The 20,385-nt window shown below is 36.2% G+C and carries 20 protein-coding genes; 17 read left to right on the top strand and 3 right to left on the bottom strand.

From position 1 onward, the window contains the following. Nucleotides 1–37 precede the first annotated feature (37 nt). Complete coding sequence (locus Q3Y49_RS00260) at nucleotides 38–169, bottom strand: hypothetical protein (RefSeq protein WP_303270207.1); 132 nt, start codon at nucleotides 167–169, stop codon at nucleotides 38–40. Between the two features lie 435 nt (nucleotides 170–604). Here Q3Y49_RS00260 and Q3Y49_RS00255 point away from each other — a divergent pair, with 435 nt between their 5' ends. The 4 genes from Q3Y49_RS00255 to Q3Y49_RS00240 all read left to right on the top strand — a co-directional run bounded on the left by Q3Y49_RS00255 (nucleotide 605) and on the right by Q3Y49_RS00240 (nucleotide 2,516). After that, nucleotides 605–1,027: a DUF1801 domain-containing protein gene (locus tag Q3Y49_RS00255; RefSeq protein ID WP_303270206.1), complete on the top strand. Its 423-nt coding sequence runs from the start codon at nucleotides 605–607 to the stop codon at nucleotides 1,025–1,027. Nucleotides 1,028–1,047: 20 nt separating this feature from the next. Continuing rightward, the gene (locus Q3Y49_RS00250) at nucleotides 1,048–1,599 is read left to right on the top strand and encodes a DUF4287 domain-containing protein (RefSeq protein ID WP_303270205.1); all 552 of its coding nucleotides are present in this window, start codon (nucleotides 1,048–1,050) and stop codon (nucleotides 1,597–1,599) included. A 34-nt stretch (nucleotides 1,600–1,633) separates the two neighbouring features. Then, on the top strand, nucleotides 1,634–2,017 hold the full coding sequence (locus Q3Y49_RS00245) for an iron chaperone (RefSeq protein ID WP_303270204.1): 384 nt from the start codon (nucleotides 1,634–1,636) through the stop codon (nucleotides 2,015–2,017). Between the two features lie 115 nt (nucleotides 2,018–2,132). Continuing rightward, nucleotides 2,133–2,516 carry a DUF6326 family protein gene (locus Q3Y49_RS00240; protein WP_303270203.1) on the top strand — a complete coding sequence of 128 codons (384 nt, stop codon included), beginning with the start codon at nucleotides 2,133–2,135 and terminating at the stop codon, nucleotides 2,514–2,516. 34 nt (nucleotides 2,517–2,550) lie between these two features. Here Q3Y49_RS00240 and Q3Y49_RS00235 read toward each other — a convergent pair whose 3' ends face one another. After that, entirely contained in the window at nucleotides 2,551–3,012 is a 462-nt protein-coding gene (locus tag Q3Y49_RS00235; RefSeq protein WP_303270202.1) for a hypothetical protein, read from the bottom strand. A 326-nt stretch (nucleotides 3,013–3,338) separates the two neighbouring features. On the opposite strand from Q3Y49_RS00235, the gene Q3Y49_RS00230 reads away from it, so the two are divergent. The 11 genes from Q3Y49_RS00230 to Q3Y49_RS00180 all read left to right on the top strand — a co-directional run bounded on the left by Q3Y49_RS00230 (nucleotide 3,339) and on the right by Q3Y49_RS00180 (nucleotide 14,399). Then, nucleotides 3,339–3,881 (top strand): DUF7010 family protein, encoded by a 543-nt coding sequence (locus Q3Y49_RS00230; protein WP_303270201.1) that lies wholly within the window; start codon nucleotides 3,339–3,341, stop codon nucleotides 3,879–3,881. A gap of 125 nt (nucleotides 3,882–4,006) precedes the next feature. Then, nucleotides 4,007–4,162: a pyridoxamine 5'-phosphate oxidase family protein gene (locus Q3Y49_RS00225; protein WP_303270200.1), complete on the top strand. Its 156-nt coding sequence runs from the start codon at nucleotides 4,007–4,009 to the stop codon at nucleotides 4,160–4,162. Nucleotides 4,163–4,226: 64 nt separating this feature from the next. After that, entirely contained in the window at nucleotides 4,227–4,802 is a 576-nt protein-coding gene (locus Q3Y49_RS00220; RefSeq protein ID WP_303270199.1) for a DUF2911 domain-containing protein, read from the top strand. 747 nt (nucleotides 4,803–5,549) lie between these two features. Beyond that, nucleotides 5,550–6,230, top strand: coding sequence for a hypothetical protein (locus tag Q3Y49_RS00215; protein ID WP_303270198.1), 681 nt, complete (start codon nucleotides 5,550–5,552; stop codon nucleotides 6,228–6,230). Nucleotides 6,231–6,481: 251 nt separating this feature from the next. Beyond that, complete coding sequence (locus Q3Y49_RS00210) at nucleotides 6,482–6,892, top strand: hypothetical protein (protein WP_303270197.1); 411 nt, start codon at nucleotides 6,482–6,484, stop codon at nucleotides 6,890–6,892. A 376-nt stretch (nucleotides 6,893–7,268) separates the two neighbouring features. Beyond that, on the top strand, nucleotides 7,269–8,429 hold the full coding sequence (locus tag Q3Y49_RS00205) for a hypothetical protein (RefSeq protein WP_303270196.1): 1,161 nt from the start codon (nucleotides 7,269–7,271) through the stop codon (nucleotides 8,427–8,429). 2 nt (nucleotides 8,430–8,431) lie between these two features. After that, complete coding sequence (locus Q3Y49_RS00200) at nucleotides 8,432–9,271, top strand: tetratricopeptide repeat protein (protein WP_303270195.1); 840 nt, start codon at nucleotides 8,432–8,434, stop codon at nucleotides 9,269–9,271. A gap of 242 nt (nucleotides 9,272–9,513) precedes the next feature. Further along, entirely contained in the window at nucleotides 9,514–10,323 is an 810-nt protein-coding gene (locus tag Q3Y49_RS00195; RefSeq protein ID WP_303270194.1) for a helix-turn-helix domain-containing protein, read from the top strand. An 87-nt stretch (nucleotides 10,324–10,410) separates the two neighbouring features. Next, a complete protein-coding gene (locus Q3Y49_RS00190) occupies nucleotides 10,411–10,959 on the top strand; it encodes a cupin domain-containing protein (protein WP_303270193.1) in 549 nt (182 codons plus the stop codon). 197 nt (nucleotides 10,960–11,156) lie between these two features. Beyond that, nucleotides 11,157–12,620, top strand: coding sequence for a S10 family peptidase (locus Q3Y49_RS00185; RefSeq protein ID WP_303272079.1), 1,464 nt, complete (start codon nucleotides 11,157–11,159; stop codon nucleotides 12,618–12,620). Between the two features lie 231 nt (nucleotides 12,621–12,851). Further along, entirely contained in the window at nucleotides 12,852–14,399 is a 1,548-nt protein-coding gene (locus Q3Y49_RS00180; RefSeq protein ID WP_303270192.1) for an aldehyde dehydrogenase family protein, read from the top strand. Between the two features lie 82 nt (nucleotides 14,400–14,481). Here the strand turns inward: Q3Y49_RS00180 and Q3Y49_RS00175 are convergent, their stop codons facing one another. After that, complete coding sequence (locus tag Q3Y49_RS00175; protein ID WP_303270191.1) at nucleotides 14,482–15,432, bottom strand: aldo/keto reductase; 951 nt, start codon at nucleotides 15,430–15,432, stop codon at nucleotides 14,482–14,484. Between the two features lie 541 nt (nucleotides 15,433–15,973). Here Q3Y49_RS00175 and Q3Y49_RS00170 point away from each other — a divergent pair. Together Q3Y49_RS00170 and Q3Y49_RS00165 are read left to right on the top strand one after the other, a co-directional pair. After that, nucleotides 15,974–17,242: a c-type cytochrome gene (locus Q3Y49_RS00170; protein WP_303270190.1), complete on the top strand. Its 1,269-nt coding sequence runs from the start codon at nucleotides 15,974–15,976 to the stop codon at nucleotides 17,240–17,242. A 35-nt stretch (nucleotides 17,243–17,277) separates the two neighbouring features. Next, nucleotides 17,278–20,382 (top strand): TAT-variant-translocated molybdopterin oxidoreductase, encoded by a 3,105-nt coding sequence (locus tag Q3Y49_RS00165; protein WP_303270189.1) that lies wholly within the window; start codon nucleotides 17,278–17,280, stop codon nucleotides 20,380–20,382. The last annotated feature ends 3 nt before the right edge of the window (nucleotides 20,383–20,385 follow it).

Below are 20,385 nucleotides of genomic sequence, written 5' to 3'. Positions count from 1 at the left end.
TATGGAGATTCAAAGCTCCCAGTCTGCTTTGCACCTCCTACAATAGTGGAGCATCAGGAGTCTTGAAATAAGCTATAGTATGCATGATTGCATGTATAGCTTCGATTGAATTGTCTTTGATTAACTCAGTAAGGATTTTCTTTCTTTTAGCATTGTTCATCCAGTCCATGGTAGTTTTTTTAAGGTGCTTTAGCGAACAAGAATATCTCAAAAAAGTAATAACTTAACTTATTTAACTTTGAAGCATACTTTTTTAACTATTCAATGGTTTGTTTATGGCCTTTATTAGACTTCGGGAGAAGCCTCACTAGTTCTTTTCAATAATACAGCTAGTAATAGGAGCTACGTATCTATTTTTATTATTTTTTTAAATATGATCTTTCTCTGTAAGCTAATTAATCCCTGGCAATGAGTTTCTTGAGTTTCGAAGGGAGTTAAGATCGAAATAGCATCCCGAATATTCTAGAGTCAGACTTATCTTTATAGCAGTAAAATAGTCAATGTCATATATAATTTTAATGCCATAATTTTATTATATTAGTCCTGAGTAAGTCCTAATAGGGAGTGCATTAGGCCACTAATGGTACAATAAAAAAGCGAGCAAATGTCAGCAATTAAAACAAAACAGCATGATGGCGATGTACACGAATTCATTGAATCTTTTTCTAATACCGAACAAAAGAAGAAAGATAGTTATGAATTATTAAAGCTTATGGAGCAGGTATCAGGTCACCAACCGAAGATGTGGGGTGCCTCTATCATTGGATTCGGACAATATCATTATAAATCTAAAAGAAGCAGTCAAGAAGGCGATTGGCCACTTATTGGATTTTCACCCCGGAAAGCTGCTATTTCTTTGTATGTTTATTCTGGCTGCGCAGGTCAGGATGATTTATTGAACGATCTAGGAAAATTTAAAATGGGAAAAGCCTGTATTTATGTTAAAAAGCTATCAGATATCAATCAAGAACCACTCAAAGATTTAATGCGGTCTAGTATTGACTTTCTTCAAAAAAAATATGATTAGTCACTCTAATTACTAAAAATATGGACAAGGCAACACAAAGCATGATTGATAATTTGCACAAAAACACAGGCAAAACCCTACAGCAATGGATTGAGATCGTAAATGCAAAAAATTTTGCAAAGCATGGTGAAATTATGAAGTTCCTTAAAGAAGTGCATGGACACTCGCATGGATTTGCAAATTTGATTGCTCATAAAGCCAAAGGCTCAGATGCAGGTTCAGCTCAAAATCCTGATGACTTGATTGTTAAACAGTATATCAGTAAAGAGCATTTAAAGCCAATCTATGATAAGCTGATTTTCGAGATTAAGGCCTTTGGAAATGATGTTGAAATAGCTCCTAAAAATACTTATGTGAGTTTAAGACGCAAGAAACAGTTTGCACTATTGAACCCCGCGACCAAAACAAGATTTGAAATCGGAATTAATCTGAAAGGGCAAGAACCTAAAGGGAGACTAGAGGCAGAAAAGCCAAATGCTATGTGTTCTCATAAAATAAAACTAACTGAAATCAAGGATATTGATCAAGAAGTATTGGATTGGTTGAAATTAGCCTATGAAGACGCAATTTAAGACTTTCACTAAATAGATTAATAAAAAAACTAATATGGCTACAAAAGGAGAAATGCCAAACTTTGCCACTGTTGATGACTATATCGCCAGTCAGCCAGATGATGTGCAAAAAGTATTGGAGGAATTAAGAAAGATTATCAAAGAAGCCGTGCCTGATGCAAAAGAAATGATGAATTATAAAGTGCCAGTTTTTACTTTGGTTCCAGAAGGGAAAAGAGATCAGCAGATTATGATGGCGGGCTATGCAAAACACCTTGGTTTTTACCCATTTCCGTCAACTATCGAAGAGTTCTCTGATGAGCTGAAAAATTATAAGCGAGGAAAAGGATCAGTGCAGTTCCGTCTAAACGAACCACTCCCTAAAGATTTGATTACTCGTATGGTAAAATTTAGAAGAGAAGAAATATTGAAAGGATAGTCTCCCATCTCAAACTACTGATTTGAATACAATTCAGAGTTATTTTTTCTGAAAGCAACCTTTAATAAAGAACATGCATCTTGCTTAAAAGATTTACATTTCATTAAAGGATAGTATGTTAGAAAACGCAAAGGTCAATGTCAAAATCAAGCTTTCCCTACTGTGGGCTTCCGTATTATTCTGCTATCTGTATGGTGATTATTTTGAACTATATGTGCCTGATAAAGTGGATAGTCTTCTCACAGGTACCAATGTCCTTGACAGTCCAAGCAAATTATTGATAGCGTCCGTAGTCCTAGCGATTCCGGCATTAATGGTTGCTTTATCCGTCCTTTTAAATCCTAAGTTTAATAGAATATTAAATATCCTCTTTGGTATCTTATTTACTGTTATGATGGTTTTTATAGGGATTAGCTCCATTACTCCTTGGTACAGCTTTTATGTGTTTCTTGCATTCCTGGAAAGTTTGATCACGATTTTGATTGTACGGTTTGCATGAAAATGGCCTAAGAAAACTCCAACCTTAGACTAAACTACCACCTGTAGCCAAATTTAATACCTACCAAATTCCAGGCATAAAATTCAAGTTGCAAGGGCGCAACTTCAAAAGCAAAATTGAAACGATTATCTCCTGCAAATTGCACACCTATTGGGAAATAGGGTAGATACTCCATACCTATTGTCTGGAATAAGGATCTCGCAATTGAAACGCCTACGTAAGGAGTCCACTTTCTTGCTGAACCACCCAAAAGATGAGCCTTCAAACCTGCATGCGCACCGATAAAACCGATACCCGCTTCGGCTTGCAAGTGATAAGTTAAAAATCGGTCATAAGAAATGGAGCAAACTGCATTGGGGCCGATGGCATAAAGACTCAGTCCTGAGGGGAATTTTTCTCTGTTATTCAAAGTCGAAATGTCCTGTTTCTGTGCTTGCACTTTCTCAACCAATAATAGTAGGAATAAAATGAACGTATTTTTCAGTATTGGGCTCATAACATCAAAAGAAATACTAAGTGAATATAGTCATTTTGAATTAAATCACTGTGAGATTAGTAATTCCAATTATCTAATAATATTAATGCTCAAATGTAATTGGAGCTTATTTTTTTGGCATTTAGCCGTTAATAATCAGTTTGTATTCATTAAATTATACACTTATGATATGGAAAGTATAAAAAGTGGAGAAGGAAAGTAGGAAATACTAAATCAGCATCCATTTATGATCTTACAGTCATCTAAAAAAGTCAATTGCAGAGGTATTTGATAACATAATTTTTACTTACCTTCATCTAAACAATCATTTGAAAAATATAACACATATGGATATTTCAGTAGCTCAATCGGATATGAGAAATGCTTATTTTGGTGGAGCTCCTGGGGTCATGATTTCAGGTCTTATTTGGCTGATTTCAGGTATTGCTTCCTTTTCAATCTCCCTGATGACTACAGTCATCGTCTTTTTTATCGGGGGGATGCTTATTCATCCTTTGTCAATCGTAATGAGTAAGGCAATGAAACGAACTGGGGCTCACCAAAAAGCTAACCCTTTAGCTAATTTAGCCCTAGAAAGTACTTTTCTGCTATTTATTGGTTTATTTATTGGTTATATTATGCTGCAGATCAAAGCGGAATTATTTTTCCCTGTAATGCTGTTGGTTATAGGAGGAAGGTATTTGTTTTTCTCTACATTGTATGGCATCAAACTATTTTGGCTTTTAGGAGTATTACTTATTTTGCTTGGTGGTTTTGGTGCGGCCTTGAATTTGTCGATTCAAATTTGCTTGATAGGAGGAGGGATAATTGAAGTGATTTTTGCTGGACTTCTTTTTCAGAAAGAACGTCTTGCAATTAAGGCGTCTTGAAATAAGCAAAAGTTTACTGAAGGCCACATTCAGATTTCTTTCTACTATAAATAATCAAATCTAAAAAAAGCGGAGCACTGGTTGCATTGAACTGTTGATATATTGTAGAAATAAAAACAAGACATATGTCAAGTCCAGAACATAAGCAGAAAATATGGAGTCTGTTTAAAGATATTAAAATAGGAATGCTGACCACGAAAGAGGAGGGGGGTGATCAACTACGAGCTCGGACGATGACTTTAGCGCAAGAGGCTTTTGACTGTACGCGGCATTTTCTATAGGTTCATTTTAAACCTTTTGACCGTAAATCCTTTTAATAAAGCTTAACCATTTAAATGTATCATTATGAAAAAAACAATTACACTCGCATTGGTGCTTTTCGCTATGTTTTCTATAAGCACTCAAGCGCAAGAATTCCCTCCTTTGGATAAAAGTCCAATGGATATGGCTTACTACCCTTCAAAAGTAGCTTTAAGAGCTTTCGCGAAAACTGACGAAGGTAAAAATGCAGAGCCGATCATTCGAGTAACGTATTCCAGACCCAAAGCAGACGGAAGAGCTGTATTCACAGAATTAGAAAAGCCGGGTAATATGTGGAGAGTAGGGGCTAATGAAGCAACTGAAGTGATGTTTTTTCAGGATGTAAAAATCGATGGAAAAAAAGTGAAAGCTGGTAGATATACCATGTATATCATGCTAGGGGAAGAAGAATGGACAGTTTACTTGAGTACCGATACAGACGGTTGGGGGCATTATGCTTTTAAACCAGAAGCAAGTAGCGTAGCACAGATTACCGTGCCTGTTGAAAAGACAGAAGATACGATTGAAAACACAAGTATTATGTTTGAAGAAGCGGAGCCAGGAGCACATATGTTAATTGGCTGGGATGATCGCATGGTACGAGTTCCCATTGAACTATAAGTGAGATTACAATTCTGTAAATTGAAATACAAGAGCCGGCATTTATGCTGGCTTTTTTGTTCTGTGGCAAGTTTAGCTAGTCTTAATTTAATATCCACTTTTCATAAATAGCATCAATCAGAGGATTGATTTACATTTTTGTCTTTTAGATTTACTTTAGAAGTTCAATGTTGAATCCTTCAAGGTACTCTTCGATTTGGAATTGCTTTTTTAGGTTTTGAAAAAAAATATAATAGATATATGTCTACAAAAGAAAAATATATCTGCAATATATATGGTATATGTTTACGAAAGGTGCATATATTCGGATGCTACCACAATCGTATCTAATCGAAAGCGAGCTATTAAATTATGAATGATGTCTACCTAACTACAATACTAACGATTACACTGATTTGCCACATATCCGCCATTATCATTGGGTATAAAATAAAAAAAACAACTTTAACGATATCTTATTTAAATGCGGTTACTGTGATCGGGGTATTCGTTATTTTGGCTGTTTCTAGCCCGAATATCACACAACATCGTTTTGAAATTAGGGAATTACTAGTGATAGGCCTCGAATCTTGTATTTTAATATTCGCTTTCTACTTTGTACTTGGTTTTCGTAATAAAATCTATGTAAGAGTCATAAATTTCATTGGATTTGGAATTCATTTATTGGCTACAACAGGAATGTTTTATTATATGTTTACATTTGAATTTGATAAACTTTTTTAATGATTGATCGAGTGTAATTTATAAATGAAGGTTTCTGAAGTTAATTTATTGATTTTTGTACTTGTATTTATTCATTTCTCTGGATATGCACAATCAGACCCTAATATGAGTAACAGTTCTATTACAATACCATTAAAAATTGGAAAAAACCCTAGGACTGTATTTGAGGAATTAGTTATAGAACCTGCCAATCTATTTATTCAATCCAAACCACTAAACAACAACTCACCACATTTTCAACTAGAATTAAATGTATTTAACAATGAAACTAAATACTCTACTTTTCTCTGGTGCTACAATGCGTATACTGATAATCAACAAACAAACTATCCAAAATCATATCAAGACTATTCTTTTGCTTTAAAAATTAATAAGATGGAAGTTGCCTTAGTAGTGGAAAAATTAGATTTTGGAAAATCAATGTTTCTTGATTTCGGCCAAACAGCAGTTATTGCTAAGCTTGAAATTCTGTTTAAAGATTGCATTAGTGAATGGTCAGAAGATATAAATGGAAATCAGACTGCTGGCCTTAATTCATATACTATTTCATTATCAGAGGAAGGTGAGCAGAAAAGCGTGTCATTTATGTCACTAAACAAGCTTATCGATCAGGAACTAATTATAGAATGGAAGAACTATGAAATTTTGATTTTAGAAGATTCAGAAAAAGTCTTAAAGCTAATCGTTCATAAAAACGATTCTTAAAAAACTGTCGGCTATACCGATAAGAATCCATTGCTAGTCTTCGCCCTAATACAAAAAATTCTGGGAGATTATCTACTTGGATAGTATTTGAAAATTTGTTGCAAAGCTTATGCAGCCAAATCATGCACAAAGTCGGTAAAGAAGATTAAACCTATTCCGTTTATGCTTTTCCATCATGAATTAATTTTCTTAATTAATATCATAACTTGCGTTTTTTATAAATTAACAATCAACTGTATCTACCAACTTTCATGATTAAGAACCAAAAACTCCTCCTCCTAATCCCATCACTCTGGGCCAGTATTTTTGATATATTCATTACCAGTTTCTGGCAAGACCCTAGATATTGGAAAGGCGATTTAACAAAAGCAAAGGAAGGCAATCCGATTGGCGCTTGGTTTATGTCGCAGCATGTTTCGGGTTTGTTTATTATCTCTACTATCTGGGTGATCTTGATTGGGGTATTAGGTTATTATTTGCCTCGTAAACTGAGTAAGATCTTCTTACTTTTCACTTTGATTGCTCATAGCTATGGGTCATCCACCTGGCTATTTCAGTTTTATGGTTTTTGGAGTGCCATCATATTTATATTCATCAATACAGTGCTCTATGTGCTTATAGATGAGTATGTAAATCAGGAAAAGAATGGGAAGATCATTTGATTATACTGCTCAGCCTACTTGTAAGGGGTAGATGGATTTTGATTTCCTCAATTTAAATAGTATCGATAAGGGTTTGAGAATCTGCGAATTGCTTATCTCTGCAAGATTTAGGGTATATAATAATTCCACTTTTTATAGTTTTTTATTAGTCCGCTTTCGTTTGCTGGTTTAGTATTTTATATCACACTCCTACAAGCAAACATATTAGGAAAGGTCATTCTATCCAGATAAATAGACCTAATATGTAGTCATGTGTTGGATTTACTTTAGCCGCTCATTCAATAAATAAAACCCGCTACCTTTTAGATATGCAGTGCAGAAATTTTCAAATTACAATTTATAGCAGTAAGTTGGCATTCCCTCAAATACGTGTTAAATGAAAATAAGTCTTTCATTTTTTATTGTCATATCATTTTTGGCTGGTTGTAGCAAAAGAGAAAGTAGGAATTCTGAAATCTACCTTGGAACCTACAGAGTAGCAGATAGAGTCATCCCATATCCTTTCATACTCAAACACGCTAGAGGCTCTGTTTTTCTCTTTGATGCAAGTGGAGCAAGTCTGGATAATTCAGATCTTCATTCAATGAAAGAAGGGGAGACAATTGCTTTTAAGGATCAGCAATTCAAAATATTAGATAAAAATGAGAGCAATTTAATTCTTTTTGATTTACAGGATACGATATCTTTTCGCATATATAGTAATGGAAAACCAAACCCAAAATATGCTGCTAAGTTTCAGAAACTGCTTGTTGAAGATGAACTTGACCTTCAAGAATTCGGAAACGTCCTGCGAAAATCCATTTGGAAGTATGAGCTCCTTGAAGGTGATAATTCTAATCCAAATCACGATTTAGACATCAAACAAAGCTTCAATTTTAAAGAGGATAGTGTAAACATTATAACCAATTATTACTATCAGACTTCAAAAATGATCTCCGAATATGAAACCAAAGCCTATCAGATTTTTGAAATTGATGGTATTTACTTTCTCTCTCTACGAAAAGAAAATGATAATCCACAACCGATTTACCGCTTAAAAGGCTTTAATTCCCAAAACATCGAATTGGAGGATTATTCCTCAAAAGTTCGCAAAATCTTGAGTTTGCAGAAAGATACGCTAAGCGTTGATGAGTATCGGAAGCAACTGCAAAATACAGCAGCTTATGCTAATTGTTATGATGGCTATCAAGGTGAGTATTATTATGAGGACGTGACCTTCAATAAGGGAAATGAATTTATAGCAGAATATGTAAGTGAAAATCTTCCTCAAACTGAATCGAAATCGGGGTATATCATTATCCATTTTAACATAAATTGTAGTGGAAATCTTGGTGATTTTGGACTGGTTCAAATGGATAGATCATTTAAAGAATCCGTTTTTTCAACAAAACTAGTAAAGCATATCATTAACAAAGTGAGTGAATTAAATGATTTCCCGCCTTCAGCATCACAGAGAGAATGGCTTCAATTCAAGGATGTACATTCTTTTTTAATGTTTAAGATTGAGCGCGGTAAAATTACAGATGTAAGTCCTTAAAAATGAGAATAATTAGTCTAATATTACTATTACTATTTGGGAGTTGTCATCAAAAGTCAGTCAATGATTATGATTCTTTAAATGAAGCTGAAAAGGAAGAGCTAAGTAACTGGTTTGATACAATTTCAGAAGAGCGTTTCTTGCAACCTTCAGCAATCCATAGAGTTTATAAAGACTCCGCATTGATTTTGCAGCCCAATAATGTCGATATAAGACAAAGACTTTCTTATTCATATAAAAAAGTGGGCGAACATATGAAAGCTATGGAAGTCTTGAATAAAGCTGTTGAAATTGATATTTCAAATGGAAAGTCCAATGCGCTAGAATACAGAGCTTGGACGCTCTTGTATTATTACCGAGACTATGAAGGAGCTGTACGAGATGTGGATTTAATTGAAAAAATTACAAATAATTTCTATAATTCTTGTTGGGGAGAACCTTGCGGCTTAATTAAAGGACAAGCTTTATATAAACTAGGGAATTATAAGGAAGCCATCGAAAGATTCAAAATGGTCACTGCAGAGGAGGAGGCATTAGGTTTTGATGGTAATTTTTTGGTTTCCTTTTACACTGGAAGATGTTATGCCGGGCTGGGAGAGTATAATAAAGCAATCGGCCATTTTGAAGCATCCTTAGGTTCAGTCAAAAAGTTCCCTGAAGCATACTTTCAATTGGGCTTAGTCTATGAGAAACTTGACGATCAGAAGATGGCAATTGAAAATTTCAATTTAGCTAAGAAATACATCAAGTATAGCATGAACGAACCTTATATCGAGCGGTTTGATGAGGTCTTTGAGTATATGATTGATCGAAAATTGGCGAAATCAAGTGACAACAATTAGTTACTGTTTGAAATATTGGCCTTAAAAAACGGTTTGAGCATCCTCCTCCAAGACAATACCTAGATCAACAACCCTGAACAAATGCAAGGAAGTCAGTTTTCTCGATCAAATATATTTGGTTTTAACTTGCAGAATTAGCTAGTATGTGTAATTTTAAAAGACGGCTTGGCTGGTTGTAGATGGTGAATCATAAATGAGTCCGCCTTGCTTTTCTCTCAATAGCCAATGACTATAATGCACTTATGGTATCCGAAAAAGTAAAAATATCACCAATACTTGATGAGCTAAGTTCGTGTGTAAATGAAGAGGGGTACTATCACCTTTGTTGGATTCAAGACCATGTTCGATATATAGAAATTAATAATACCCAATACCACCACGTTTCAAATTCTGTTTTCTTTCTTACACCTGATCATCGTTGGACAATTTTAAAAAATGATGTGGGTACTTCATCGGGTTATGTGTTATATCTGCCCAAAAGCATTTTGAACCATCCAACCTTTAAAAACCTTCATATCACACAGGTCAGATTATTTAAGTCCACTGATGAAATTCCAAAGATCAATCTTGCTCCTGGTATAGAAAAACGGGTGCAATCTATTCTTGAAATGCTTGATGAATTAATAAGCACTAATCTGGCACATAAAGAAGAAGCTATTTTATCGCTCTTAAACACTTTTTTTGTGTATTGCGATGGTAAGTGTAATATCAAAAGTGTGATTTCGGATAATAATGCTAAAGCAACTTTAGTGTATAAGTTTAAGAAAAGTATTGACCAGCGCTTTACACAAGAACATGAGGTTAGCCACTATGCTAATTTACTTAATGTATCAAGCAAATATCTCAATGAGTGTGTGAAAGATGTTTTACATACGAACGCAAAAAACCTTATTGATGAGCAATTAATTATGAGGAGCCGTCATAGTTTGAAATTTACAGATAAAAGCGTGAAGGAAATATGCTACGAATTAGGATTTTCTGCCCCCGATTATTTTAGTTATTTTCTCAAAAAGCATACGGGAATGACCCCTTCACAGATCAGAAAAAGCTGAGCCGTTCTAAATTCAAAGGTTTTACCGATTTTATCACAACTTTGATTGCCATTGGTGTCCTTATCTTTACTCATAAAGATAAGAACCATGAACAGAAAAAAATTTATACAGACCTCAGGAGTAGGAGTTGGCATTGCTCTGCTTTCCGGAATAGCAAGTAGTAAGCCATTATTTGGAAAAACAAATCTTGCCAATAAGCTCAGTCCCAAAATTATTAAAGACAATGAAGGGGAAGTATTTAACGTCTTAGGAGACGTGCAAAAACACAAATTGGTGGGTAGTGACACCAATAATCAAATTGTTGAGTGGGTGGATGATGTAGAGCCAGGCGTTGGAATTCCTCCCCACGTCCACACTAAGGAAGACGAAATTTTTCGGGTTATAAAAGGAGAAGTTGAGATTTGGGTAGGAGGTAAAAGTACGGTACTCCAGCCTGGAGATACAGCTTTTGCCCCTAAAAATGTTCCGCATTCATGGACTGTTGTAGGAACAGAAAAGGCTAAAATGATAACAAGTGCATTTCCAGCAGGGATTGAAAAAATGTTTCATGAATTAGCGGAATTACCGCCTGGTCCACCTGATTTAGATCGGGTAGGGCAGATATGTGGAAATTATGGGATAAACTTTATCAAATGATTGCTCGTATTTAGGTTTTGCTATTAGAAAATGGAGTATCTGTATTCCTAATTGCAATCTGCTTCAATCACCACTAATCCAGTCATATTACTGTTAATCGAATTAGCAATAGTCAATTTCAATTCTTTCAATTAGATTTATGTGATATCATTTAATTAATGTGAAAGAATATGATGAATATAAAATCTACTTTATTGATGAGCCTGCTATTGGTTTGTGTTACTGGATTCGCCCAAAACCGAAAAATTGCAGTAGACACCACAGTGGTGACTAGTCACAGCACTACCATCGAGGGACAAAAAGTTTCCTATACAGCCACTACCGGTACACAGCCTGTTTGGAATGAAATGGGTGAGCCAGATGCCACTTTGTTCTACACATACTACAAGAGAACTGATGTAGATGCTAAAAATCGTCCGCTCTTAATTTCATTCAATGGAGGCCCGGGTTCCGCTTCCGTTTGGATGCACGTAGCTTACACTGGTCCTAAAATTTTAAATATCGATTCAGAAGGTTACCCTGTACAGCCTTATGGCTTTCATGAAAATCCGCATTCTATTTTAGATGTGGCTGATATCGTATTTGTAAACCCAGTGAATACCGGTTATTCCCGCACGATTCCTGAAACTGGCAAAGACGTCAATAGAGATAAATTCTTTGGTGTAAATGCGGATATCAAATACTTAGCGGAATGGTTGAACACCTTCGTAACACGTCACGAGAGATGGACTTCGCCTAAATACTTGATAGGAGAGAGTTATGGTGGTACACGTGTATCAGGCTTAGCCCTAGCCTTGCAGGAGCAACAGTGGATGTATCTCAATGGCGTAATCATGGTTTCTCCAGCTGATTATACAGCCATCAATTCCGATCCAGCGATTTCTAAGGCTATTAATTTTCCTTACTTCACGGCAGCGGCCTGGCATCATGGAATGTTGTCCGAAGCCTTACAATCGAAAGATCTTCTGGAAATCTTACCTGAATCAGAAGAATTTGCCATCAATACCTTAATGCCAGCTTTAGCTAAAGGCGGTTTTCTTTCAGCTGAAGAAAAACAGCAAGTAGCGGAGCAGATGTCGTTCTATTCAGGCTTATCGGAGAAATCTATTTTACAGCATAATTTGGATGTACCTACTAGCTTTTTCTGGAAGGAGCTATTGCGAGATGAAAGCGGATATACCATCGGCCGATTAGATTCTCGCTATTTGGGTATAGACAAAACAGAAGCAGGAGTTTCTCCTGATTACAGTGCAGAATTAACTTCTTGGTTACATTCTTTTACACCTGCAATCAATTCCTATATCAGAGAAGAATTGAACTTTAAGACTGATATTAAATACAATATGTTCGGCTCAGTTTATCCTTGGAGTTTTGAATATAATAATACACGCGAAGATCTCAGAAAAGCAATGGCGGAGAATCCATACTTAAATGTGATGTTCCAAACGGGCTATTATGATGGGGCTACCACTTATTTCAATTCTAAGTACACCATGTGGCAGCTTGACCCTAGCGGTAAAATGAAAGACCGCTTAAGCTTTAAAGGCTATAGAAGTGGTCACATGATGTATTTAAGAAAAGCAGATTTGGAAACGGCTAATGACGATTTAAGAGAATTTATAAAGCAAAGTGGAGCAAACAGTGAGTCAGCAAAGTATTAAGTGAAAGTGGCACAAAGCCAAACAATCAATCTTTGATAAAAAGAGCCAATAAGTTTTACTTTTATTGGCTCTTTTATTTCAGAATCAAATTTGTGTTCATCTTAGGGAAAGAATAAAAGCCAAAGATTAAAAACGGTTTAAGTGAAACCGCTTGATAAAGTTTCAAGGTCAATCAAATTATTATTCCAAACATATTATTCTCACATAAGGTTGGTACAAAAAACTAATTTTATGGCAAAACACATCTTACCCAAAGCGGAGTGGACTATACTCTACGATCAACTGAAAAATCTCATTCCCGAAGCCTTCAATAAAGATGGAAATGTGATGAATCTCATAAAAGGAGAATGGAGCGATCAGATGAATTTGAAACCCTTTAATTCTTGTCTTGATGGTACCCAGCTAGGCTTTTACCCCATGTTGAAATCGCAAGATGGAAAGGAAGCAGTGGAGTACTGTGCAGAAGAATTTAAAAGTTGGAAAGAAGTATCTCTAGCAAAAAGGAAAGAAAAGGTCAGCAAAACAATCGATCATTTAGAAGAGCATAAAGAATTGCTGGGCTTGATTTTGGTCTGGGAAATCGGTAAACCTTATAGTCAGGCATTAGATGGAGTGCAACGATGCATTGATGGAGTTAGGTGGTATATCGACAATGTTGATGAAATGATTGAAGGTAGAGAGGCATTGGGAGTGATTTCCAATATTGCTTCCTGGAATTATCCGTTATCAGTCTTGGTGCATGCTTGTATGGTGCAAGTTTTGTCTGGAAATACAGTGATCGCCAAAACACCCTCTGATGGAGGCTTGTGGTCACTTTCGCTTTGTTTTGCTTTGGCAAAAAGAGAAGGGTTGCCGGTGTCTTTAATTAGTGGTTCAGGTCGAATTCTTAGTGAAGCGCTGGTTACTCATGAAGCAGTGGATTGCCTGTCTTATGTAGGGGGAAAGAGTAATGGACGGTCAATTGCCAGCTCTTTATATAATAAAGATAAACGCTATATGTTAGAGATGGAAGGGATCAATACTTACGGTGTTTGGGAGTTTTCTGATTGGGATAATTTAGCAAAGCAAATCAAGTCTGGGTTTAAATACGGAAAGCAAAGATGCACAGCTTATGTACGATTCGTGGTACAAAGAAATCTATTTCCTAAGTTTTTGGAGATGTATTTACCAGTTTTAAAATCCCTTCGTTTTGGTCATCCACTTTTGGTGGAGGAGGGCGAAACTGAACTTCCTGATTATGATTTTGGTCCTTTGATCAACTCTAACAAGGTAAATGAACTAGACGTGATGTACAATGATGCGATTGGTAAGGGTGCGGTTTCCATATATCAAGGAGAGTTGAACGATGACTTATTTCTACCTAATCAGGATACTTCGGCCTATTATGCTCCAGCCGCCTTGTTGAGCTTGCCTAAAAATGCAGAACTGTATCATCATGAACCTTTCGGGCCTTTAGACAGCATCATTTTGGTCGATCACAAAAATGAGTTGATTAATGAGATGAATGTTTCCAATGGTGCTTTGGTTGGTTCTATTGCTTGCGATGATGATATGGAGGCAGAAGAAATTGCTTGTCAAATCAGGGCGTATAAAGTCGGAATTAATAAAATGAAGTCAAGGGGAGATAACGAAGCTACATTCGGGGGAATAGGCGAATCTTGGAAAGGTTGTTTTGTAGGGGGTAGATATTTGGTGGAAGCAGTGACCAAAACAGATAATGATGAAAAGCTATTTGGTAATTTTCCAAAATATACGCAATTACCTGAGAAAAGGGGCTGATTAGGTTAGTTTCAAGTAAACAGCCGATGAAATCTACTTCCATCGGCTGTCTTGCTATTAAATTCTATTTTTCAATAATAGCTTAGCCCCACAAATCTTTCATACTGTAAGGTGAACCTTCCATTGTCCAGAAGCTACCATCCACAAATCGATATCCTTTATCTTCTTGATTAATGGCTTGCACCTCATCTTGGGTTAGTTGTATTCCGTCAGCTTCCAAATTCTGCTTTATTCTGCCTGCATTAGTTGATTTTGGAATTACAGAAATGCCACGGTTGAGTCCGTACGCAATCAAAATCTGAGCAGGTGTTTTACCGTATTTCGTTGCCAAATCTTTGATAATTGGAAGTTCAAATAGATCGGGTTCATCCTCCTTTTTCATTTGGCTAGCCCTGTCTTTTGATCCCAAAGGAGAGTAGGCTGTTACCAAAATATCATGCTTCTTACTGAACTTTACCAATTCATCTTGAACTAAATTAGGGTGTAACTCGACCTGATTCATTTCAGGTTTAATAGTTGCATTTTTCCTTATTTTCTCAAGGTTGTTGATATTAAAATTTGCTACTCCTATGTGTTTGGTCATTCCCTTATCAACTAATTTTTCCATGGCCATCCACGTTTTCTGGATTGGCGCATTATCTTGCCCTAGAAAGTCATCACCTGTTTTGGGAAATTGTGATTCAGGCTTCAGAGCCACTGACCAATGCATTAAATAGAGATCTAGATATTCTAGCTGCAAATCTTTTAAAGTCTGCTGAAGCGCTGGTTCTACATCTTCTGGCAAGTGTGCATTATTCCACAATTTAGAAGTGATGAAAATCTGTTCACGACTACATATACCCTCTTGAAAGGCTGTCTGCAAGGCATCTCCAATTTCTTTTTCATTACCATATATGTAAGCACAATCAATATGTCGGTAGCCAACCTTAATTGCTTCTAAAACAGCTTCATATACCTCTCCTGGTTCTGATTTCCAAGTACCTAATCCTAGTGCAGGTAAAATATCTCCGTTCCTAAAAGTTAATTTTCTCATGTGAATTTTAGTTTTTTAGTCTCTCTTACTATACTCATTCGATCCTGTAATGTTGAATAAAATGTGAAATTACGTCTCAAATCAAGCTAAAGGAACTCCTGTTAAAAGATTTAATTTGGCTTGCAAATATTGTCAATAAGATTTAATTATAGCTAGGTGGTAGCCTACAAAATTAAATACACTCAATATCCAAATTCCCTTCGCTTTTGAGGAAAAACAGAGGAGAAGGCTTTTGGGAAAGATTGAGGATGGAGCCTTTTTCAATACTTAGAAGAGAATACATTGCATTATTCCGTTAATTTCTTCTAAATGCACAAAAGTTCACTCAGAAGCCTATTTATAACTTTTCTAAATTAGTATTGTTTTTACTATTTGTAACGCTATAAGGAGCTTGTATTCAGTTATTTAAGGCTATTTCCTTGATTTGGAATATAAAAACCCCAAATTTGTCTGTGAAATGTATTTGAAATAATGGCTTTGGGCAGTAGATTTGTACCCAATTAATAATTGGTGTTCCCAGATGCTAAATGAACAAATAAATATGTCCTTGAAAACGTATATTACTCGCTTATCTTTTATAGCATTCCTATTAGTGAGTTTTTTATCATTACCCAACAATGCTTTTGCTCAGGCTGACGAATTGCCTACAAGCGATGAAGCCATTGCCAATGGTGAAAAACTATTCAAAAATAATTGTGCTGTTTGTCACCAGGTTCAACAAAAAATGGTTGGTCCTGCTCTTAAAAACGTTTACGAAAGACGAGAGTTGCCTTGGTTACTAAATTTTATTAGTAATTCTCAAAAGGTGATTCAAAGCGGTGATGAATATGCTGTAAATCTTTACAACGAATACGGAAAGGCTGTAATGCCTAGCTTTGATTACTTTGCAGATGAGGAAATCAAAAATATTTTAGGTTATATAAAGTATCAAACTGATAACCCACCTCAAGAAGCGACTGCTGATGCCGGTGGTGAAGCTACTACAGCTGGTGCTGGTGGATCAGGAATTCCTTCAGAGTACTTGACTCTAATTATTATAGGGTTTGTAGTGGTATTGATCTTGATCTTAATTGTTTTAGTATTGATCGTAACGGTCCTTACTAAATTTATAAATCAAAAAGCCGATGTAGATCAAAGAGATAAAGAATTTGTTAACCAAAGCTTAAATCTCAACAAACTTGTTCGAAGTAATGGATTCCTATTCTTCGTGATTTTAATATTTACTGCGGTTGTTGCTAAAACAGTTATTGATGGCCTTTACACTGTTGGTGTTCAACAAGGTTATCAGCCAACACAGCCAATAGCGTTCTCTCATGAGATTCATGCCGGCCAGTATGAAATAGAATGTCAATATTGTCACACTGGTGTGATGATTAGTAAAAGTGCTAATATTCCATCTGCCAATATCTGTATGAATTGTCACACAGCTATTAAAACCGAATCTAAAGAAATTGCCAAAATATATAAAGCCATAGATTACGATTCTGAAACTGGCGAATACGGTGATAACGTAAAGCCAATTGAATGGGTAAGGGTACATAACCTCCCAGATTTGGCTTACTTCAACCACTCTCAGCACGTGAATGTAGGGGAAATTGAATGTCAAACTTGCCATGGTCCTATAGAGGAAATGGCAGTTGTGAAGCAATGGAGCACATTAACTATGGGATGGTGTATCAACTGTCACAGAGAGACTAAGGTAAATGCTAAAGGTAATGCATATTACGATCAATTAGTTCAAGCACATGATGGTGGCGACTTGAAAGTAGTGGACATAGGCGGTCTGGAATGTGCGAAATGTCATTATTAAGTAAAAGAAATTAATCGACTTCATTAATCATAGATATGAGTGATCAAAAAACATATTGGAAAGGAACTGAACAATTAACGAATGATCCTTCATTCGTTAAAAATGCGGAAAAGGAATTTCCTGAGTACTTGCCAATCAATGATAAAAAAGAATCCAATGGAGGTAGTCCTTCCAGAAGGGATTTCTTGAAAATGATGGGGTTTGGTGTAGCAGCAGCTTCTTTGGCGGCTTGCGAGGCACCTGTAAGAAAAGCGATCCCTTATTTGAACAAACCTGTTGATGTTGACCCAGGTATTCCTAATTACTATGCATCTACCTACTCTGTCGGTGGTGATTACGCTAGTATAGTGGTAAAAACTCGTGAAGGAAGACCAATCAAAATAGAAGGAAATAAAAACTCTTCTATTACCCAAGGTGGTGTAAATGCACAGGTTGAAGCGTCAGTACTTTCTTTATATGACCAAGAAAGATTAAGAGGTCCTTTGAAAGAAGGTAAAAGTGCTGATTGGGGAACAATTGATAAAGAAATCACTGAGCAACTGCAAGCAATAAGCGATGCGGGCGGTCAAATAAGAATTGTTTCCAATACAATCAATTCTCCATCTACTTTAAAAGCTATTAATGAAATGGCTGAAAAGTATGGAAACACGGAGCATGTGATGTATGATGCTGTTTCTCAATATGGAATGTTGAAAGCTAATGAAACAATGTTCGGTGTGAAAGCGGTACCTTCCTATGACTTTAGCAAAGCTCAGACAATAGTAAGTTTTGGTGCAGATTTCTTGGGAACTTGGGTTTCTCCAATTGAGCATACTAAGCAATATAGTAAAACAAGAAAGGTAAATAGTGACAACAAAAAAATGTCGCGTCATTACCAATTCGAATCTAACCTTTCATTGACTGGTTCGAATGCAGATTACAGAACAACAATCAAACCTTCTCAAGACGGATTAGTGGTAGCTGCTTTATATAATGAAGTAGCGAAAATAACTGGTAATTCTGGTATAAATACCAATAAAGTAGAGGTTGCAAACATTTCAAAAGCAGCCAAAGACTTGGTTGCTAGTCAGGGTAAATCAATTGTAGTGTCAGGCTCAAATGATTCTGATATTCAAATGTTAGTCAATGGTATCAATTCCATGTTGAATAACTATGGTACTACCCTTGATTTGAATCAACATTCAAATGCAAGAAAAGGCGATGATGCTGCTTTCGGTAAATTTGTCAAAGATGCAAATGCTGGAAGTATTAAAGCTGTTATTTTCTATAATGCTAATCCTGTTTATGATTCGGGAATGGGTGAGGACTTGACAAAAGCTTTGAGTAAAGTAGCTTTGACAGTCTCGACTTCCGACAGAAAAGATGAAACAGCTGATGTTGTCAAATATGTAGCACCAGATCATCACTTCTTAGAATCTTGGAATGATGCGGAGCCTAAAAAGGGTCAACTGAGCTTAACTCAGCCAACTATTTCTCCATTATTCAAGACTCGTCAGGCTCAGGACAGTTTCTTGACTTGGACTGGTAACAAACAAGAATATTACAATTTCCTTAGAAAGAATTGGGAGGATAATCACTACAATGGTCAGGAGCCTACGTTCGATATATTCTGGGATAAGACGTTATATAATGGTGTATTCACTTATGCAGTGGAAAGCAACAATGTATCAACTCAGGGTGTAGATTTATCTGCTTCTGCTGGTAGAATTAATAAGAATTATAAGCCTAACAATAGCGGATTAGAAGTTTCTTTCTACCAAAAAGTTTCTTTAGGGACTGGTTATCATGCCAACAACCCTTGGTTACAGGAATTACCTGATCCGATTTCAAAAGCCACGTGGGATAATTACGCAACGATCTCACAAAAAATGGCCAATGAGTTAGGAATAAAAATATTTGAAGGTAAAACGTCTAAAATCAATTTGACTATTAATGGTCAAGCAATGGAAGTTCCAGCTTTGGTTCAGCCAGGCCAAGCAAATGGAACTATCGGGTTAGCATTGGGCTATGGTAGAAAAATGGCTGGTAAAGTTGCCAATGGTGTAGGCTTTGATGTTTATCCTTTCTTGGGTCAGCTAAATGGTTCAAAAGCTTATGCTTTAACAGCCGGAGTTAGCGTTGATGGAACAGCAGGAAGCTACCAACTAGCGCAAACCCAAACACACCAAACCTTCATGGGGCGTGAGACTGTGATTCAGGAAGCTCTATTGGAGGATTATCAAAAGAAGAACTGGCAAAGAGATTTCCAACCTCATGTTGCCACTAGCAAAGGAAAAGTTGCTCCGTCCAAATTGACGCTTTGGAATGGACATAAATATAATAACCACCATTGGGGATTAGCTATTGATTTGAATTCATGTACAGGTTGTTCTGCATGTACCATAGCTTGTCAGTCAGAAAATAATATTCCGGTTGTTGGTAAAGAGGAAGTAGTGATGAGAAGAGATATGCAATGGATGCGTATTGACCGATACTACAGCTCAGATGCAGCACCAGATGATACAGCAGGTTTGGAGAAAGCCGCTGAAAATCCGGAAGTAACATTCCAACCGATGATGTGTCAGCATTGTAATAATGCTCCTTGTGAAACTGTTTGTCCGGTTGCCGCTACTACTCACAGTTCAGAGGGATTAAATCAAATGACTTATAACAGATGCGTGGGTACAAGATATTGTGCTAACAATTGTCCTTATAAAGTAAGAAGATTTAACTGGTTCAAATACCATGACAATACCAAGTTTGATAAGAACATGGCCATGAATAATGACCTAGGTAAAATGGTGCTAAACCCAGACGTAACGGTTCGTTCTCGTGGAGTTATGGAAAAATGCTCTATGTGTGTTCAGAGAATCCAAGCAGGTAAATTGAAAGCGAAAAAAGAGAAGCGTAAATTAGAAGATAAAGATGTTAATACAGCATGTGCTTCTGCATGTCCTTCTGATGCGATCGTTTTTGGTGACTTGAACAATCAAGATTCAGCGATTTCAAAATACTTGAAATTGAAAGAGAAATCTGATGAACCAATTAAAGAGGTGAATGAAGAACGCGCTTACCATGTGCTGGAAGAGTTGCGTGTAGCACCAAACGTTTGGTATATGACCAAAATCAGAAATAAAGATAAAGTAAATACTAAGGCTTAATTT

It is taken from the genome of Marivirga harenae, from assembly GCF_030534335.1.
Classification (GTDB): domain Bacteria; phylum Bacteroidota; class Bacteroidia; order Cytophagales; family Cyclobacteriaceae; genus Marivirga; species Marivirga harenae.
Note: the sequence above shows the minus strand (reverse complement) of the source record. Positions and strands in the feature narration are given on the sequence as shown.

Bases quoted from the DNA above. Each gene is read 5' to 3' on its own strand.
- Q3Y49_RS00260 (WP_303270207.1), bottom strand. From the start codon at position 169: ATGGACTGGATGAACAATGCTAAAAGAAAGAAAATCCTTACTGAGTTA.
- Q3Y49_RS00255 (WP_303270206.1), top strand. From the start codon at position 605: ATGTCAGCAATTAAAACAAAACAGCATGATGGCGATGTACACGAATTC.
- Q3Y49_RS00250 (WP_303270205.1), top strand. From the start codon at position 1,048: ATGGACAAGGCAACACAAAGCATGATTGATAATTTGCACAAAAACACA.
- Q3Y49_RS00245 (WP_303270204.1), top strand. From the start codon at position 1,634: ATGGCTACAAAAGGAGAAATGCCAAACTTTGCCACTGTTGATGACTAT.
- Q3Y49_RS00240 (WP_303270203.1), top strand. From the start codon at position 2,133: ATGTTAGAAAACGCAAAGGTCAATGTCAAAATCAAGCTTTCCCTACTG.
- Q3Y49_RS00235 (WP_303270202.1), bottom strand. From the start codon at position 3,012: ATGAGCCCAATACTGAAAAATACGTTCATTTTATTCCTACTATTATTG.
- Q3Y49_RS00230 (WP_303270201.1), top strand. From the start codon at position 3,339: ATGGATATTTCAGTAGCTCAATCGGATATGAGAAATGCTTATTTTGGT.
- Q3Y49_RS00225 (WP_303270200.1), top strand. From the start codon at position 4,007: ATGTCAAGTCCAGAACATAAGCAGAAAATATGGAGTCTGTTTAAAGAT.
- Q3Y49_RS00220 (WP_303270199.1), top strand. From the start codon at position 4,227: ATGAAAAAAACAATTACACTCGCATTGGTGCTTTTCGCTATGTTTTCT.
- Q3Y49_RS00215 (WP_303270198.1), top strand. From the start codon at position 5,550: ATGAAGGTTTCTGAAGTTAATTTATTGATTTTTGTACTTGTATTTATT.
- Q3Y49_RS00210 (WP_303270197.1), top strand. From the start codon at position 6,482: ATGATTAAGAACCAAAAACTCCTCCTCCTAATCCCATCACTCTGGGCC.
- Q3Y49_RS00205 (WP_303270196.1), top strand. From the start codon at position 7,269: ATGAAAATAAGTCTTTCATTTTTTATTGTCATATCATTTTTGGCTGGT.
- Q3Y49_RS00200 (WP_303270195.1), top strand. From the start codon at position 8,432: ATGAGAATAATTAGTCTAATATTACTATTACTATTTGGGAGTTGTCAT.
- Q3Y49_RS00195 (WP_303270194.1), top strand. From the start codon at position 9,514: ATGGTATCCGAAAAAGTAAAAATATCACCAATACTTGATGAGCTAAGT.
- Q3Y49_RS00190 (WP_303270193.1), top strand. From the start codon at position 10,411: ATGAACAGAAAAAAATTTATACAGACCTCAGGAGTAGGAGTTGGCATT.
- Q3Y49_RS00185 (WP_303272079.1), top strand. From the start codon at position 11,157: ATGAGCCTGCTATTGGTTTGTGTTACTGGATTCGCCCAAAACCGAAAA.
- Q3Y49_RS00180 (WP_303270192.1), top strand. From the start codon at position 12,852: ATGGCAAAACACATCTTACCCAAAGCGGAGTGGACTATACTCTACGAT.
- Q3Y49_RS00175 (WP_303270191.1), bottom strand. From the start codon at position 15,432: ATGAGAAAATTAACTTTTAGGAACGGAGATATTTTACCTGCACTAGGA.
- Q3Y49_RS00170 (WP_303270190.1), top strand. From the start codon at position 15,974: ATGTCCTTGAAAACGTATATTACTCGCTTATCTTTTATAGCATTCCTA.
- Q3Y49_RS00165 (WP_303270189.1), top strand. From the start codon at position 17,278: ATGAGTGATCAAAAAACATATTGGAAAGGAACTGAACAATTAACGAAT.